This window comes from Brachybacterium avium (genome assembly GCF_002216795.1).
Taxonomy (GTDB): Bacteria; Actinomycetota; Actinomycetes; order Actinomycetales; family Dermabacteraceae; genus Brachybacterium; species Brachybacterium avium.
Genome location: NZ_CP022316.1, coordinates 642,828 through 659,377, shown reverse-complemented (window position 1 = coordinate 659,377; position 16,550 = coordinate 642,828). Strand labels below are relative to the sequence as shown.

At 71.6% G+C, this 16,550-nt stretch carries 14 protein-coding genes; 6 read left to right on the top strand and 8 right to left on the bottom strand.

Annotated features, from left to right (window positions below):
- Window positions 1-81 precede the first annotated feature (81 nt).
- From CFK39_RS03000 to CFK39_RS02985, 4 genes are all read left to right on the top strand, one after another.
- On the top strand, window positions 82-1,644 hold the full coding sequence (locus CFK39_RS03000; protein ID WP_089064218.1) for an ABC transporter permease: 1,563 nt from the start codon (window positions 82-84) through the stop codon (window positions 1,642-1,644).
- Window positions 1,641-2,978 carry an ABC transporter permease gene (locus CFK39_RS02995; protein WP_089064217.1) on the top strand — a complete coding sequence of 446 codons (1,338 nt, stop codon included), beginning with the start codon at window positions 1,641-1,643 and terminating at the stop codon, window positions 2,976-2,978. Before CFK39_RS03000 ends, CFK39_RS02995 begins: the two co-directional genes overlap by 4 nt.
- A gap of 32 nt (window positions 2,979-3,010) precedes the next feature.
- Complete coding sequence (locus CFK39_RS02990) at window positions 3,011-3,454, top strand: cytidine deaminase (protein WP_089066264.1); 444 nt, start codon at window positions 3,011-3,013, stop codon at window positions 3,452-3,454.
- An 88-nt stretch (window positions 3,455-3,542) separates the two neighbouring features.
- Window positions 3,543-4,856 (top strand): thymidine phosphorylase, encoded by a 1,314-nt coding sequence (locus tag CFK39_RS02985; protein WP_089064216.1) that lies wholly within the window; start codon window positions 3,543-3,545, stop codon window positions 4,854-4,856.
- A 21-nt stretch (window positions 4,857-4,877) separates the two neighbouring features.
- Here CFK39_RS02985 and CFK39_RS02980 read toward each other — a convergent pair whose 3' ends face one another.
- The 5 genes from CFK39_RS02980 to CFK39_RS17125 form a co-directional block, all read right to left on the bottom strand.
- Window positions 4,878-6,020 (bottom strand): NUDIX domain-containing protein, encoded by a 1,143-nt coding sequence (locus tag CFK39_RS02980; protein WP_245822862.1) that lies wholly within the window; start codon window positions 6,018-6,020, stop codon window positions 4,878-4,880.
- A gap of 167 nt (window positions 6,021-6,187) precedes the next feature.
- The gene (locus CFK39_RS02975) at window positions 6,188-7,078 is read right to left on the bottom strand and encodes a zinc-binding dehydrogenase (protein ID WP_245822986.1); all 891 of its coding nucleotides are present in this window, start codon (window positions 7,076-7,078) and stop codon (window positions 6,188-6,190) included.
- A 167-nt stretch (window positions 7,079-7,245) separates the two neighbouring features.
- Window positions 7,246-8,016 (bottom strand): FadR/GntR family transcriptional regulator, encoded by a 771-nt coding sequence (locus tag CFK39_RS02970; RefSeq protein ID WP_089064215.1) that lies wholly within the window; start codon window positions 8,014-8,016, stop codon window positions 7,246-7,248.
- A gap of 56 nt (window positions 8,017-8,072) precedes the next feature.
- Complete coding sequence (locus CFK39_RS02965; protein ID WP_275094131.1) at window positions 8,073-9,113, bottom strand: Nramp family divalent metal transporter; 1,041 nt, start codon at window positions 9,111-9,113, stop codon at window positions 8,073-8,075.
- The gene (locus CFK39_RS17125) at window positions 9,077-9,508 is read right to left on the bottom strand and encodes an Nramp family divalent metal transporter (RefSeq protein ID WP_157697039.1); all 432 of its coding nucleotides are present in this window, start codon (window positions 9,506-9,508) and stop codon (window positions 9,077-9,079) included. The genes CFK39_RS02965 and CFK39_RS17125 overlap by 37 nt, the downstream gene beginning before the upstream one ends.
- A gap of 185 nt (window positions 9,509-9,693) precedes the next feature.
- On the opposite strand from CFK39_RS17125, the gene deoC reads away from it, so the two are divergent.
- Complete coding sequence (deoC, locus tag CFK39_RS02955; protein ID WP_089064213.1) at window positions 9,694-10,356, top strand: deoxyribose-phosphate aldolase; 663 nt, start codon at window positions 9,694-9,696, stop codon at window positions 10,354-10,356.
- Window positions 10,357-10,401: 45 nt separating this feature from the next.
- Here deoC and CFK39_RS02950 read toward each other — a convergent pair whose 3' ends face one another.
- A complete protein-coding gene (locus CFK39_RS02950; RefSeq protein WP_089064212.1) occupies window positions 10,402-12,117 on the bottom strand; it encodes a phospho-sugar mutase in 1,716 nt (571 codons plus the stop codon).
- Window positions 12,114-12,971, bottom strand: a complete 858-nt coding sequence (locus CFK39_RS02945) for a purine-nucleoside phosphorylase (protein WP_089064211.1) — start codon at window positions 12,969-12,971, stop codon at window positions 12,114-12,116. Before CFK39_RS02945 ends, CFK39_RS02950 begins: the two co-directional genes overlap by 4 nt.
- A gap of 303 nt (window positions 12,972-13,274) precedes the next feature.
- On the opposite strand from CFK39_RS02945, the gene CFK39_RS02940 reads away from it, so the two are divergent.
- Window positions 13,275-14,600 (top strand): NAD(P)H-quinone dehydrogenase, encoded by a 1,326-nt coding sequence (locus CFK39_RS02940; protein WP_338027695.1) that lies wholly within the window; start codon window positions 13,275-13,277, stop codon window positions 14,598-14,600.
- 139 nt (window positions 14,601-14,739) lie between these two features.
- Here the strand turns inward: CFK39_RS02940 and CFK39_RS02935 are convergent, their stop codons facing one another.
- Window positions 14,740-16,518, bottom strand: a complete 1,779-nt coding sequence (locus CFK39_RS02935) for an acetyl/propionyl/methylcrotonyl-CoA carboxylase subunit alpha (RefSeq protein ID WP_089064209.1) — start codon at window positions 16,516-16,518, stop codon at window positions 14,740-14,742.
- Between the last annotated feature and the right edge of the window lie 32 nt (window positions 16,519-16,550).

Genomic DNA, 16,550 nt, shown 5'->3' with positions numbered 1-16,550 from the left:
GAGGGACGAGCGGGAGAAGACGAAGGACGTGGGCGCTGTCGGCCGACGAACTGCGGGGCACGAGCGGAAGGAGAGGAACGCATGAGCAGCCTTGAGACGGCCGATACCGGCTCCGCTCCCGGCGTCGGAGCGGGCAGCTCCGACAACCCGCCGCCGCCCGAGCAGACCGCGGAGACCGCTCTGTCCAGGACCCTGCAGAAGCTCGCCCGCGGCGATCTGCTGGTCGTCGTGATGAGCTTCGTGTTCGCCTTCCTGATCGGCTCCGTGCTGATCGTGATCGCGGACCAGGAGGTCCGCGAGTCCCTCGGATACTTCTTCGACCGGCCCGCCGACTCCCTGACCTCCGTCTGGCAGTCCGTCACCCACGCCTACAGCGCCATGTTCCGTGGCGCGATCTTCGACATCCCCGGGTACGCGCGAGTGGCCGAGAGCCTCCGGGAGGCCGGCGGCAGCGGCACCTACGTGCTGCTGCCCGCGCTCGCCGCGGGCCTGCGCCCGCTCACCGAGACCCTCACCGTCGCCACGCCGCTGATCATCGCCTCCGCCGGGATGGCCGTCTCCTTCCGTGCCGGCCTGTTCAACATCGGCGGCACCGGGCAGCTGATCGCCGGCGCGATGGCCGCCGGATACGTGGGCTTCACCTTCGACCTGCCCATCGTCGTCCACCTGCTGGTCTGCCTGATGGCCGGCACCCTCGCCGGTGGCGTCTGGGGCGGCATCGCGGGCTTCCTCAAGGCTCGCTTCGGCGCCAACGAGGTGATCAGCACCATCATGCTGAACTGGATCGCCACCTATCTGCTGTTCTTCGCGCTGAAGACCGCGGCGTTCACCGGCGCCAACCAGTCCCAGCCCACCTCGCCCTCGGTGGGTGACCACGCCGTGCTGCCGCTGCTGCTGGGCTCCGGCTTCCGCCTCCACGCCGGACTGTTCCTCGCCGCCGGCGCGGCCGTCGTGCTGTGGTGGCTGATGAGCCGCTCCACCATCGGCTTCCATTTCCGGGCCGTGGGCTCCAACCCCCGCGCCGCCCAGGTCGCCGGCATCTCCCCGGCACGCACCGCCTTCCTGGTGCTGGCCGTGGCCGGCGCCCTGGTGGGCCTGGCCGGCGCCGTGCACGTGCTCGGCACCGAACGCAGGCTCACCGAGGGCGTGGCCGGGAGCATCGGCTTCGACGCCATCACCGTGGCGCTGCTGGGCCGCTCGGGCCCGGTCGGCATCGTCCTGGCCGGCCTGCTGTTCGCGGGGCTGTCCACCGGCGGGCGCTTCATGGAGTCCAGCCAGGGCGTCCCGCTGGACCTGGTGCAGGTGATCCAGGTGCTCGTGGTGCTGTTCATCGCCGCCCCGCCGCTGGTGCGCACCCTGATCGGCCTGCGCCGCGTCGACCACCCGGGAGCGAGGTCCCGCGTGCGCGGTGCCCGCCGCGCCCGCACCGGCGCCGAGAAGGCCGCCGTCGCCTCCGGCGCCGCGGTGACCGCCGATACCTCGAGCGAGGCTGCCAGGACCGACGCTACCGGGACCGGTGCCCCCACGGGCGACCGCGCCGCAGGCGGCGACCCGGAGCCCTCGCCGCCGGATCCGCCCGCGACGGACGGACCGGCACCCGCAGCAGGAGCACCAGAGGACCGCACCGAGGAGGAGGAGCGATGAGCACGACACCCCTCGTCGCCACGGACGACTCCGTCATCGCCAGGACGCTCGATGACACGCGCCCTTCCAGCTGGTGGCACCTGCCCGCGAGCACCACCGTGATGGCACTGCTCGCGCTGGTCGTGTTCGGTCTGCGCGGGATCCCCGGGGTCGAGTCAGCCTACGTGGTGGTCCACCCCAGCGACATGAACCCCTTCGGAGTGATCCCCGAGCGGATCGTCCTGCCCTCGATGGTCGGCTCGATCGTGCTGTCGCTGATCGCCCTGCTCGCCTCCGCCGGGCTGTGGGTGCTCCAGGCTCGCGTGGCCCGGCCGCCGGCCCGGCTGCGCCTGACCCTGATCGCCGTGTTCGCGGTGACCTGGATCCTGGCGTTCTTGACCTGGGTGATCTCCGAGCGCACCCTCGACGTGACCACGCTCCTGCAGGGCACCATCGTGCTCGCGGTCCCGCTGGCCTTCGGTGCCCTGTCCGGGGTGCTCTCCGAACGCTCGGGCGTCATCAACATCGCGATCGAGGGGCAGCTGCTGTTCGGCGCCTTCGGCGCCACCCTGGTCGGCTCCCTCACCGGCAGCGTGTGGATCGGTCTGCTCGCCGCCCCGGTGATGGCGCTGTTCATGGGAGCGATGCTCGCCCTGTTCGCCGTCGGATATCACGTCCAGCAGATCATCGTCGGCGTGGTGCTGAACGTCCTGGCGATCGGGATCACCTCGTTCTTCTTCGGCAGCGTGATGCGGGACAACCCCGGCCTGTTCAACGCCCCGATGCGCCTGCCCACGCTGCGGATCCCGGTGCTGGCCGACCTCCCGCTGATCGGTCCCGCGCTGTTCGAGCAGAACATCCTGGTCTACCTGATGTGGATCATCGTCGCCGGGCTCACGGTCGCACTGTTCCGCACCCGCTGGGGCCTGCGGGTGCGCTCCGTGGGCGAGCACCCCAAGGCGGCTGACACCGTCGGCATCGCCGTGAACCTCACGCGCTGGAAGAACGTGCTGCTCGGCTCGGCCGTGGCCGGGCTCGGCGGCGCGACGCTGACCATCGGCACGGGGGTCGCCTTCGGTGAGGAGATGTCCGCCGGCAAGGGGTACATCGCCCTGGCCGCGATGATCCTGGGCCGCTACCACCCCGTCGGCGCCCTGCTGGCGGCGCTCACCTTCGCCTTCGCGGACTCGCTCCAGCTCCGGCTGGGCACCATGTCCGCAGCAGAGGGAGGCGTGTCCATCCCCGGCGACTTCCTGCTCATGCTCCCGTACATCGTCGCCCTGTTCGCGGTGGCGGGCGTCGTGGGGCGGGTGCGTGTGCCCGCCGCCAACGGCACGCCGTACATCAAGCAGTGAGAGCAGCGTCGAGCAGTGAGGGCAGCGTGGACATGAGCACGGGCGGGACCACCGTCGAGAGCGTCGGCGAGGCCGGGTTCGAGGACCTGCTCGCCGTGGCCCGCGAGATCGCCGAGCGCGCATACGCCCCCTACTCTCGCTTCCGGGTGGGTGCGGCGGGCGAGACCGAGGACGGGCGCCTGGTGCGCGGATGCAACGTCGAGAACGCCGGCTACGGCGTCACCCTGTGCGCCGAATGCGGGCTGATCAGCGAACTGATCGCCGGCGGCGGAGGGAAGCTGAGCCGCTTCGTCTGCGTGGGCGGCGATGAGCAGCTCGCCCGTGATGAGCGCGGCGTGGTCATGCCCTGCGGCCGCTGCCGCCAGCTGCTCTCCGAGCATGCGGCACCGGACCTCGTGATCCTCACCCCCGAGGGGCCGCGACCGATGGAGGCCGTGCTGCCCCAGGCCTTCGGCCCCGCCGACCTCCGCCCCTGACCCCGACCACCCCATCCGACCCGAGACGCCCGGCCCGCCGCAGCGCGGCGCGACCCCGGATACGTCGCCCGATCCTGAGGAGCACCCCATGACCGACGCCCCCGCAGCCCCCGCCGTCGAACCCTTCGACGTCGTCGACGTCATCCGCACCAAGCGCGACGGCGGACGCCTCGCGGACGAGCAGATCGACTGGGTGATCGATGCGTATACCCGCGGCGTCGTCGCCGAGCAGCAGATGGCGGCCCTGGCCATGGCGATCTTCCTGCGCGGCATGGAGCGCCCCGAGATCGCCCGCTGGACCCGCGCGATGATCGACAGCGGTGAGCGGATGGACTTCTCCACGCTGTCCAAGCCCACCACGGACAAGCACTCCACCGGTGGGGTGGGGGACAAGATCACCCTCCCCCTGGCACCGCTGGTGGCGAGCTTCGGGGTGGCGGTCCCGCAGCTGTCCGGCCGCGGACTCGGCCACACCGGCGGCACCCTCGACAAGCTCGAGGCGATCCCCGGCTGGCGTGCAGACCTCAGCAACGAGCAGATGATGCGCCAGCTCGAGAGCGCGGGCGCCGTGATCTGTGCGGCCGGCTCCGGCCTCGCCCCGGCCGACAAGAAGCTCTACGCTCTGCGCGACATCACCGGGACCGTCGAGGCGATCCCGCTGATCGCCTCCTCGATCATGTCCAAGAAGATCGCCGAGGGCACCGCCGCGCTCACGCTCGACGTCAAGACCGGCGCCGGCGCCTTCATGAAGGATGAGGCCGATGCTCGCGAGCTCGCCCGCACCATGGTCGAGCTCGGCACGGATGCGGGCGTGCGCACCGTCGCCCTGCTGACCGACATGTCTGCCCCGCTGGGCCGCACCGCCGGCAACGGCCTGGAGGTGCGTGAATCGCTCGAGGTGCTCGCCGGCGGCGGCCCCGCCGACGTGGTCGAGCTGACCTGCGCGCTCGCCCGGGAGATGCTCGAGGCCGCCGGGGTCCGCGACGCGGACGTCGAGGCCGCGCTCGCCGACGGCCGTGCCATGGACTCCTGGCGGGCGATGATCTCCGCCCAGGGCGGAGACGTCGATGCCCCGCTGCCCGTCGCGCAGCACGTCGAGGAGTTCCGGGCGAGCGAGGACGGCGTGGTGACCGGCCTGGACGCGATGGGCGTCGGAGTGGCCGCCTGGCGGCTCGGAGCCGGCCGCTCCCGGCCCGGCGAGGCCGTGCAGGCGGCGGCCGGGGTCGAGATCGAGGCCCACATCGGCGACGAGGTGAAGGCCGGGGACGTCCTGGCCCGCCTGCACACCGACACCGCTGAGCGGATGCCCCGCGCGCTGGAGTCGATCGCGGGGTCCTGGACCCTCGAGGCCCCCGGCACCGAGGTGCCGGAGCGCAGGATCGTGAAGGACCGCATCGCCTGAGCGGAGCGCCGACCGGGACGCTCAGCCCCGGCGAGTCGGCTCGGCGACCTCCGCGGTGGGGGCATCCTCGTGGCCAGGTCCCTCGCGGCCGCGCAGAGCGGGCAGGATGTGCTGGACCAGCAGCGGCGCCAGCCGTCCGAGACCGCTCGGCGCGGTGTTCTCGTCGACCGGGATCCACTGATGCTCGGCGAGCTCTGCCCGCACCTGCAGCGTCGCGGGCAGCAATGCGCGGGTGGTGAAGACGCTCGAACGGACCACGGTCGCGGGTTCGTTCGCCGCGACGGCATCGAACTCGCCGAGCTCCTCGAGATCCGAGGCGCGCAGCACCGCGCCGAGCTCCTCCTCGACCTCGCGCAGCGCCGCCTCGCGGGCGCTCTCCCCGGGATCGAGCTTCCCGCCCACCTGCATCCATGAGCCGGTGCCGTGCTTGCGCACGCACAGCAGCTCGGTGCGGTGGGCGGCTCCGGCGGGTGCATCGCGCAGGAAGCACACCGCGGCGATCCGCAGCCGCGCCGAGGGCGCACCGACCGCACGGCAGCGCCGTTCCGCCTCGGCGAGCTGGACCAGCTCGCCGAGGCGGCCCACCGCCGCTCGCAGGCTGTAGGGGCGCAGCCCTGCCTGCTTCCAGCGCACCATGTCCCGCCCCTGCTGGCGGGCCAACGCGATGCCGCGCTGCACGAGGATCGGGACCGACTTGCGGCGCTCGCGCAGGTCGCGCAGCAGCCGCAGCACGAACACCACGGGCACGGACCGGTCCAGCACGATCGCCTCGGCCAGCAGCCCGGCCGCCGCGAGCGGCGCGATCAGCTCGGCGGCGAAGATCCCCTCAGCGATGAACAGGGGAGCGTCCCCGATCTCGAGACGGGCCGTGCCGGTGCGTCGGGACTGCGAGATCGAATAGGTGGGGATCTCGGCGGCACCATCGTGGGCGAGCGCCGTGAGCGCTGCCAGCGCCGCGCCGTCGTCCCAGGCGGCGGGCAGGTCCCAGTCCGGGATACCGAAGCGACGCGGCAACGAGGGGTCCTCGCCGTCGCGATAGAAGTCGTCGAGATTCAGGGCGGGCACCCCGGAGCGACGCACGACCATGCCCTTGCCGCTCCCGGAGGGGCCGGTCAGCAGGACGATCCGGCGCGGGGCCCGGGACGGTGGCGGAGAATCGGTCACGGCCGTCAAGTCTAGGTCAGCGCCCGCCCGGACGATTCGTTCCTCGCAGCACGTCACTCAGTTCGTGCTCGCTGGGCTGAGTTCCTGCCGCTCGTGCCTCGCAGCACGTCACTCAGTTCGTGCTCGATGGGCTGAGTTCCTGCCGCTCGTGCCTCGCAGCACGTCACTCAGCCGATACGCAGCACCACCTTGCTGCTGGTGGGATCCGAGACCTGGGTGGAGAAGGCGTCGGCCGCGTCCGCGAGGTCCAGGACGTGGCTGATGACGTGCTCGGCGAGATCGTCCCTCGCCAGGAGCTCCACCGCGTCCCGGATCTCGGTGACGAAGCGGTAGGTGCCGCGGTAATCAATCTCCTTGGAGACCACCGGGCCGAGAGTCACCGAGACCTGCGTGGGGGGCAGATTCCCCACCTGGACCACGACCGAGGCGCACGGGATCGAACGGAAGATGGCATCGAGGGAGGCGGGCGCGCCCGAGGCCTCGAAGGCCACGGTGATGGTGTCCGGCATGCCCTCCGCGCTGTCGACCGCCTCGTCGGCCCCCACCGCGAGGGCCCGCTCACGAGCCGGGCCGGCCAGATCCACGGCCGTGACACGGGCCGCCCCCGCAGCGCGGGCAGCCACGATCACCAGCAGCCCGACCGGCCCGCAACCGGCGACCAGCACATGCGCGCCCCGGACATCCCCGGCACGGCGCACCGCGTGCATCGCTACGCCCAGCGGCTCGGCGAGGACCGCGCGGCGGGTGTCCAGTCCCTCCGGCAGCGGCACCACCTGCTCGGCGTCGACCGTGATCACCTCGGCGAATCCGCCGTCGGTGTGCGGGGTCTGCGCGGCGGAGCCGAGATAGGTCAGCTGCGGGTGGAGGTTGTCGCGGCCCGCGAGACGCTCGGGCAGCGGCCCCGTGGTGCGGGCTGGATGCACCGTGACCGGCTGTCCCTCCACGATCCCGGTGACGCCCTCACCGAGGCGCAGCACCCGGCCGGAGACCTCGTGGCCCAGCACGAAGGGATGCGACATCACGGCGGTGCCGGAGATCCCACTGCGCCAATAGGCGATGTCCGAACCGCAGACGCCTCCCCACTCGACAGCGATCTGGACCTGCCCGGGGCGGGGTCGATGGCGGGACGGTCGACGATGCGGAGGTCGTCGGGGCCGTGGATCTCGAGTGCACGCATGGGGAGGCCTTTCGGGTCGGGTCGATGTCGCAGTGGAACGGAGGCAGGTCAGGAGGTGATGTCGAAGGACTCCACGGCAAGCATGTGGTGTTCCATCGCCGTGGCGGCCGTCGCCGGATCGCCCGCCAGGATCGCGTCGATGATCCGCAGGTGGTCGGTGTGCTCCGAGCCGACCATGTCGTGCAGATCGCGGGCGGCGCGCACGTCCTGCATGGCATGGAACAAGGGGATGCTGACCGCCTCCAGCAGACCCTGCAGGGCCCGGTTGCCGCTCAGCAGCGCGATCTCCTGGTGCAGGCGCAGGTCCAGCCGCGGATAGAGCTCCGAATCGGTCAGCGCGGCATCGAGCTCCTCCCGCAGGGCCAGCAGGCGCTCCCGGCCCGCCGGCACCTCGCCACCATCGGCGAAGCGGTCCGCGGCGCGGAGCGCGGCACGCACCTCGAGCGGTCCTCGCAGGTCCATCAGGGTGGTGAAGCTGTCGTCCCGGGACTCGCGGATCGCGCGGGCGAGGTAGAAGCGCACCAGCTGTGGGTCCGGTGCCCGCACGGTGGCGCTGCGCCCATTGCTGACCTCGATGATGCCGAGGGCGGCGAGAGCGCTCAGTGCCTCCCGGATCACCGTGCGGGAGACCCCGAACCGTGCCGCGAGGGCACCGGTGGAGGGCAGGGGATCCCCGTCGGCGAGATCCTCCTCGTCGATCATGCCCAGCACGGCGTCGCGCACACGATCGGCGAGCGAATCGCGCTCGAGCCGCTCCCCGTCGGCGGTGGGGGCGGGGGCGGCGAGGTGCTTCCAGGCGGTGCTGGCGAGGTCTTCCATGGGGCAGCTCCTGATGTGCGGCGCCCGGGACCGTGCGGCCCGGGCGCCAGGGGGTCTCAGAACGAGTTCAACAGACCATAGATGCCGACGAAGGCGATCGCGATCGCTGAGAGCCACAGCAGCACCATGGTGGGGGCGCCGTCCCGGATCCGCGGATCCGTCTGCGTGTACGAGAGGTACAGCGTGGCAGCGGCGACGCCGATGAGGTAGACGGCATTGAGGATGCCCGCGATGATCACCAGCGCCAGCGGCGACGAGATGGCGGTGCCGAGGACGCCCCAGACGATCGGCAGGATGATCATGATGATCCGCTGCCAGCGGATCCGCACCTGCTGGTCGTTCCAGTCGTAGGCGCCGAAGATCGCCAGGGTGTGACCCACCTGGCGGCCGAGGCTCGGCACGTTGGCGATGATCGTCTTGAACAGGGCCAGCCCCGCGCCGATGAGGAACAGCACGCCGCCCCAGCGGCCGACGGCCGAGTCGAAGATCGAGGAGATGGTGAGCATGACCTGGTTGCCCTCGGGGAGCAGCCCCTGAGGGTGCAGCACAGCCGCGCCGAGGATGTAGAAGGCGGCGGTGGAGAGGGTGTAGATGATCCAGGAGACCCAGGCATCGACCTTCATCACCGAGATCCAGCCCCGGGCGCGGCTGATCCAGCTCTCGGAGCCGTCGTTGGGACCGGTCCAGGCCGCGTAGCCCTTCTCGACCACCCAGTAGGTGTACGCGGTGGTCTCGCCCGCGCCCACCCCGGTCATGCCGAACATCGCCAGGGCCACGCCGAAGGCGCCGCCGGCGATCTGGAGGCGCATGCCACCGCCGAGGTCGGCGAGGCTCCACGCGAACTCGGTGCCGCCCAGCAGGAACACCATCACGATCGCGAAGAAGGTCACCAGCAGCACCAGCACGGTGGAGATGTTCTCGACCACGGCGTACCGGTTCACCGCATGGATTCCGATCGCGATGACCACGAGGATCCCCACCCACACGCCGATCGAGAGCAGGGAGTAGGGATCCGGGCCGATCGGGAACAGGGTGCTGAAGGCGAAGGCGGAAGCGCTGATCACCCCCGCCTGACCGATGAAGAACTGCAGGAACATGAACAGCACCAGCCAGGAGATCCAGCCGCGACCGGCGATCTTCGGGGCACGTCCTGATAGCCGTCCAGCGCCACGCGGCCGGTGGAGATCGACCAGCGCGCCAGCTCGATCTGCACCCACACCTTCAGGAACGTCGAGACCAGCACGAGCCACAGCAGCATGAAGCCGACCTGGGCGCCCAGGGTGGTCGCGGTGAGCAGCTCACCGGAGCCGACGACGGCGGCGGAGGTGATCATGCCCGGGCCCAGGAAGCGGAGCTTCCCGCCCAGCCGGCGGGGCGGTTCGGTGATCTGCGAGCCGTCGATCAGGTACGGATCGATATCGGCGCCGAGCGTGGTGGTGCGGGGCGAGCTCACGGTCTCGGCTGTTCTCGGCGGTGGTGCGGTCGTCGACATCGACGGTTCTCCTCGGGGCCTGGACGGAATGGCGGAGGTGCCGCGCGACCGGTGTGCCACGGTGCAGCTCCGCGCCGCAACCTATCAGATAGGTAGATAGGTTGGGGAGGGGGTGTGGGGCAGTCGTGACCCGATCGAGGCCGGTGCGGATGCGCCGGGGCAGGTGCGTCTGCCAGGATCTCCTCATGACCTCTCTGGACAACGGCCAGCTCGCCGCACTCATCGACCACACCCTGCTCAAGCCCGAGGCCACCGCCGCCGACGTCACCGCGCTGCTGCGCGAGGCCGAGGAGCTGGGCACCTATTCCGTCTGCATCTCCCCCTCGATGCTCCCTGTGGAGACCACCGTGAAGGTCGCGACCGTCTGCGGATTCCCCTCGGGCCAGCACTCCGCAGAGGTCAAGGCCTTCGAGGCCCGCGAATCGGTGGACAAGGGCGCGGACGAGGTGGACATGGTCCTCAACGTCGGCCTGGCCCGCGCCGGTCAGTTCGATGCCGTCGAGCACGAGATCCGTACGGTGCGGGACGTGGCGGAGTCCGTGGTGCTCAAGGTGATCATCGAGTCCGCAGCGCTGACCGACGAGCAGATCGTCGCCGTCTGCGAGGCGGCCGAGCGGGCCGGCGCCGACTTCGTGAAGACCTCCACCGGGTTCCACCCCGCCGGGGGTGCGAGCGAGCATGCCGTCGCGCTGATGCGCAGGACCGTCGGCGACCGGCTCGGGGTCAAGGCCTCCGGTGGGATCCGCACCCGGGAGGCGGCCGAGGCGATGGTCGCCGCGGGCGCCAGCCGGCTGGGTCTGTCCTCCTCGCGGGCGATCCTCGAGGGCGGCACCGGCTCGGGCTACTGAACCGACCGGCGGATGCGGCGCCGCGCGATGGCGGCGCCGCGGGCCTCAGTCCGCGCCGAGCACCTGACGCATCTCGTCCTTCAGTGCCTCCAGCCGTTCACCGGCCCGGCGCCGGAGGGCACCCATCTCCGCGGGTGAGGTCCCCGCAGGCACTGCGGTGACGACCTCGAGATAGCACTTCAGCTTCGGCTCGGTCCCGGAGGGGCGCACCACCACCCGGGTGTCGTCCTCGCTGCGCAGCAGCATGCCCTCGGTCGGGGGCAGCCCGGTGGTCTCCACCGACCCCTGGGAGAGGTCCTGGTTGGTGAGCACCGGCGAGCCGAGCAGCGCCGTGGGCGGCGCCGCGCGCAGCCGCTCCATCATCGCGCCGATCAGCGTCAGATCCTCGACCCGGATCGACAGCTGCGCGGTCGAGTGCAGTCCGTGCTCTTCGGCGAGCTCGTCGAGACGGCCGATCAGCGTCGTGCCCTCGGCTCTGGCCAGCGCGGCCATCTCGGCGACGATCAGCGCTGTGGAGAGGCCGTCCTTGTCGCGCACCACCTCCGGCAGCACGCAGTAGCCGATGGCCTCCTCGTAGCCGAAGACGATCCCCGGGGCACGGGTGATCCACTTGAACCCGGTCAGCGTGGCCGCGGCGTCCAGCCCCGCGCTCTGCGCGATCGCGTCCAGCCAGCGGCTGGAGACGACCGAGCGGGCGATGACGCCGCGGTAGCCGTGCCGACGCACCAGATGGTCTCCCAGGAGCACTCCGAGCTCATCACCGGTCAGCATCCGCCAGTCGCCCCGATGCGGATCGAGCACCGCCGCCGCGCAGCGGTCCGCATCCGGATCGTTGGCGATCACCACATCGGCCTCGAGGGTGCGGGCGAGCTCGAGCGCGAGGTCGATCGCGCCGGGCTCCTCGGGGTTGGGGAAGGCGACGGTGGGGAAGTCGGGGTCGGGATCGGCCTGCTTCGCGACCGGATGCACCTCGGCGAACCCGCTGCGATGGAGGGCGGCCAGCGCGGTCTCGGAGCCCACGCCGTGCATCGCGGTGTGCACGATCCGCACCTGCCGCGGACCCTCTGGGTCCGGCAGCGCGCAGATCGCCGTGAGGTAGTCCTCCCGCAGCTGCTCCCCGAGCAGCTCGATCCCGGAATCCGTGACGGGGATGTCCCGCACCGGGCCGACGGCCGCGATCCGTGCCGCGATCTGCGTGTCCGACGGCGGCACGATCTGGACGCCGCGACCCTCGGGTTCGGCGGCGCGCCCTCCCAGATAGACCTTGTAGCCGTTGTCCGCCGGCGGATTGTGGGAGGCGGTCACCACGATGCCTGCGTCCGCCTCCAGCTGCCGGACCGCGAAGGCCACCAGGGGAGTGGGGCCGAAACGCTCCAGCAGCTGGACCCGGCAGCCCGCCGCCGCCATGATCTGCGCGGAGCGGCGGGCGAAGTCGTGGGAGTTGTACCGGGCGTCGTAGCCGATGACCACCCGCGGCTGCTCCAGGCCCAGATCCTCGCGCAGGTGGTCTGCCAGGCCGCGTGCGGCACGGGAGACCACGGCGAGGTTCATCCGGTTCGGACCGGGTGCCATCGCCCCGCGCAGTCCGGCGGTGCCGAACTGCAGATCGGTGGAGAACGCATCGGCGAGCTCCTCCTGTGCCACGGAGCTGCCGGCGGCGGCCTGCTCGAGCAGGTTCTCGAGCGCTGCCCGGGTGGCCGGATCGGGATCATCCTGGATCCAGGTCTCGGAACGGGAGCGCAGGGCGCTGTCCAGGCTCATGCCGAGGCCCCCGCAGCGCTGCTCGGCGCCGACGAGCCGGCGGTGATCCGGCGGACGGTCTCGGCCAGCAGGCGGGAGATCCTCGGGCCCGCCTCCCGACCGGCCTCGAGCACCTCCTGATGGCTCAGCGCGCCCCCGCTGATGCCGGCGGCGAGATTGGTCACCAGCGAGATGCCCAGCAGATCCATCCCGGCCTCCCGGGCCGCGATCGCCTCGAGCGCGGTGGACATGCCCACCAGATCGGCGCCGATCACCTTCGCCATCTGCACCTCGGCAGGGGTCTCGTAGCTCGGGCCCGAGAACTGCATGTACACCCCCTCGTCGAGGCTGCTGTCGACCTCGTGTGCGAGGTCGCGCAGCGCCGGGGTGTACAGATCGGTGAGATCCACGAAGTTGGCGCCGGTCAGCGGGGTGGCGCCGGTGAAGTTGATCTGGTCGCGGATCAGCACCGGGGTGCCGGGAGCCCAGGAGGGATCGATCCCGCCGCAGCCGTTGGTCAGCACCATGGTGCGGGCGCCGGCGGCGGCGGCGGTGCGCACCCCGTGGACCGTGGCGTCGACGCCGGCGCCCTCATAGAAGTGGGTGCGGGCCCCGAGCACCAGGGCCCGAGCGTCGGTGCCCTCCACCCGGATCGATCGCAGGGTGCCGACGTGGCCGGCGACCGCCGGCGGGCGGAACCCGGGGATGGTGGTGGCGTCGGCCTGCCACACGGTCTCGCCGAGCAGGTCAGCGGCGCCGGACCATCCGGAGCCGAGCACCAGGGCGAGATCGTGGGCGGGGACACCGCTGGCCTCGGCGATGGCGGCGGCAGCATCGCGGGCGAGCTGGTACGGGTCGGCAGCGGAAGAAGTCATGGACCGAAGGTAGCGCAGACGAGCCGACGTCGGGAACGTCCTGACGGGTTCCGGCGGCGCTTCTGGGCGCGCGTCACCCGGGAAGTGCGTCCGGGGTGCCGGCCACCCTCGGCCGGTGTCCGAAAAGGGCTCCCCACCGTGCATTCTTTGCCACAATGGCGGCGTGACCGATCCCAGCACCGCCCTTCCTTCGGACCCCCGTCGTCTCACCAGCGCAGGGGGCCGCGTCCGCGTGGTGATCGTCGGGGCGGCCCGGGGGGCTACGAGGCCGCGCTGACCGCCGCACGGCACGGCGCGCAGACCGTGCTGATCGAGGATCGCGGGATCGGCGGCGCCGCGGTGATCACCGACGTGGTGCCCTCGAAGACACTGATCGCCACTGCCGACGTGCTCGACCTGGTCGCCGGATCCCAGCAGCTCGGCATCCGCGACGCCGACAACGGCACCGCCCCCGCCGCCCACTCCCTGAACGTCGACCTCGCCGCCGTCAACCACCGGGTGCGGGAGCTCGCCGCCGCTCAGTCCGTAGACATCCGCTCCAGCCTGACCGCGGCTGGGGTGCAGGTCATCGATGGGACGGGGCGACTGGACGGGCCGGACCGCGTGGACGTGCTCGACGCTGCCGGGACGCGCGTGGACACCCTCGAGGCCGATGTGATCCTGCTGGCCGTCGGTGCTCGTCCCCGGGAGCTGGAGAGCGCACCCTGCGACGGTGAGCGGATCCTGAACTGGACCCAGCTGTACGCGCTGGACCGCCTGCCCGAGCACCTCATCGTGGTGGGCTCCGGCGTGACCGGCGCCGAGTTCGCCAGCGCCTACCGATCCCTCGGCAGCGAGGTCACGCTGGTCTCCTCCCGGGAGAAGGTGCTGCCCGGCACCGACGCGGAGGCCGCGGACGTCCTCGAGGAGGCCTTCGCCAGGCGCGGTGTCACCGTCCGCTCCCGCTCCCGCGCCGAGACCGCGCGCCGCACCGAGGACGGGGTCGTGGTGACCCTCACCACCGGCGAGGAGATCGCCGGCAGCCATGTGCTGATCGCCATCGGCGGGATCCCCTGGACCTCCGACCTCGGGCTGTTCTCCGCCGGGATCAGGGTCAAGGAATCCGGCCACATCGAGACCGATCGGGTCTCCCGCACCTCCGTGCGCGGCGTCTACGCCGCCGGGGACTGCACCGGGGTGTATCCGCTCGCCTCGGTCGCGGCGATGCAGGGACGGATCGCCATGCACCATGCGCTGGGTGATGCCGTCTCCCCGCTGATCTCCACCCAGGTCTCCTCCGCGATCTTCACCAGCCCGGAGATCGCCGTGGTCGGCGTCAGCGAGCAGGACGTCCTCTCGGGTGAGGTGTCGGGCGAGGTGATGATGCTGCACCTGGAGACGAATCCGCGAGCGAAGATGCAGGGGATCACCGAGGGTTTCGTGAAGCTCATCGTGCGCCCCGGCTCGCATACCGTGATCGGCGCCGTGGTGGTGGCGCCGCGGGCGAGCGAGCTGATCCTGCCCTACACCCTCGCGGTCGCGCATCGGCTCACCGCCGAGCAGGTCGCCGGCACCTTCACCATCTACCCCTCGCTCACCGGCTCCCTGGCCGAGGTGGCGAGGCAGCGGGTGCTCGCACCGGACGCCTGAACCCGGCCGCGCCCGCAGCGGGCCGGCGCCCGGAGCCGGGACACCGCGGACGGTCTCACCCCAGCGGGGATCGAGCCGCGGACCGCCCTCCCGATGTGAAGGCGGTCCGCGGCTCGATCCCCGGGCAGCAGGTCGGTGGTCAGTCCTCGATGGTGCACAGGACGGCGCCGGCGGAGACCGTGGCCCCGATCTCGGCGCTGAGCCCCGTGACGATCCCGGAGCGATGTGCGGTGATCGGCTGCTCCATCTTCATCGCCTCGAGCACCACCAGCAGGTCTCCATCGGCCACCGACTGGCCCTCCTCGGCGACCACCTTGACGATGGTGCCCTGCATCGGAGCCGAGACGCTGTTGCCGCCGCCGGCGACATCCCCGGACGCCCGGTGCTGACGCTTGCGGCGCTGCCGTACTGCGGCCCGGGGCGCACGCAGCGAGGCGGGCAGGCTGATCTCGACGCGTCGACCATCCACCTCGACGACCACGGCCTCGCGATCCTCGGTGTCCTCCTGCTGGCCCGGCAGCGGCGCGGCCGCCAGATCGTTGTCGAACTCCGTCTCGATCCAGCGGGTGTGCACGGAGAAGGCCTGCTCGGGATCCTCCGGCGCGAAGGCCGGGTCCTCGACCACCTTGCGGTGGAAGGGGAGCACGGTCGGGATCCCCTCGATCTGGAACTCCGCGAGCGCCCGACGGGAGCGCTCGAGCGCTTCCCGGCGGGTGGCACCGGTGACGATGAGCTTGGAGAGCATCGAGTCGAACGCCCCGGAGACCTCGTCCCCCGCACGCACGCCCGTCTCCAGGCGCACGCCGGGGCCGGTGGGCGGATCGAAGCGCTGGACCCGCCCGGGGGCGGGCATGAAGCCGCGGCCCGGGTCCTCGCCGTTGATGCGGAACTCGAAGGAGTGGCCGCGCGCGAGGGGATCCTCGTCGCTGATGCGCTCGCCGGCGGCGATGCGCAGCTGCTCGCGCACCAGGTCCACTCCTGCGACCTCCTCCGTCACCGGGTGCTCGACCTGGAGACGGGTGTTGACCTCGAGGAAGGAGATGGTGCCGTCCTTGCCGACCAGGAACTCACAGGTGCCGGCGCCGGTGTAGCCGGCCTCGCGCATGATCGCCTTGGAGGAGCTGACCAGCTGGGCGTTCTGCTGAGCGCTCAGGAAGGGCGCGGGCGCCTCCTCGACCAGCTTCTGGTGGCGGCGCTGCAGCGAGCAGTCACGGGTGGAGACCACCTGGACATTGCCGTGCATGTCGGCGAGGCACTGGGTCTCGACGTGGCGGGGGGAGTCGAGGTAGCGCTCCACGAAGCACTCGCCGCGGCCGAAGGCGGCGATGGCCTCGCGCACTGCGGAGTCGAACAGCTCGCGGACCTCGGACTCCTCACGGGCCACCTTCAGACCGCGGCCGCCGCCGCCGAACGCCGCCTTGATCGCGATCGGCAGTCCGTGCTCCCGGGCGAAGTCCACGACCTCGTCGGAGTTCTGCACCGGGTCCTTGGTGCCGGCGACCAGGGGTGCGCCGGCCTTCTGGGCGATGTGGCGCGCGGAGACCTTGTCCCCGAGCTTCTCGATCGCGGCGGGGGAGGGACCGATCCAGGTCAGACCCGCATCGATGACCGCCTGGGCGAAGTCCGCCCGCTCGGAGAGGAAGCCGTAGCCGGGGTGGATCGCGTCGGCACCGGAGCGGTGGGCGATGTCCAGGATCTTGTCGACCACGAGGTACGAGCTCGCGGCAGTGGTGCCGCCGAGGGCGTAGGCCTCATCGGCGACCTGTGTGTGCAGGGCATCGCGGTCCGGATCGGCGTACACCGCGACGGAGCGGAGCCCGGCGTCCCGGCAGCCCCGTGCGATCCGCACCGCGATCTCTCCACGGTTGGCGATCAGCACCGTGGACAGGGGACGGAGCTTGGGGGAGCGAGCGGGCATCGGCGATGGATCCTTCCGAGGGGGTCAGCAGA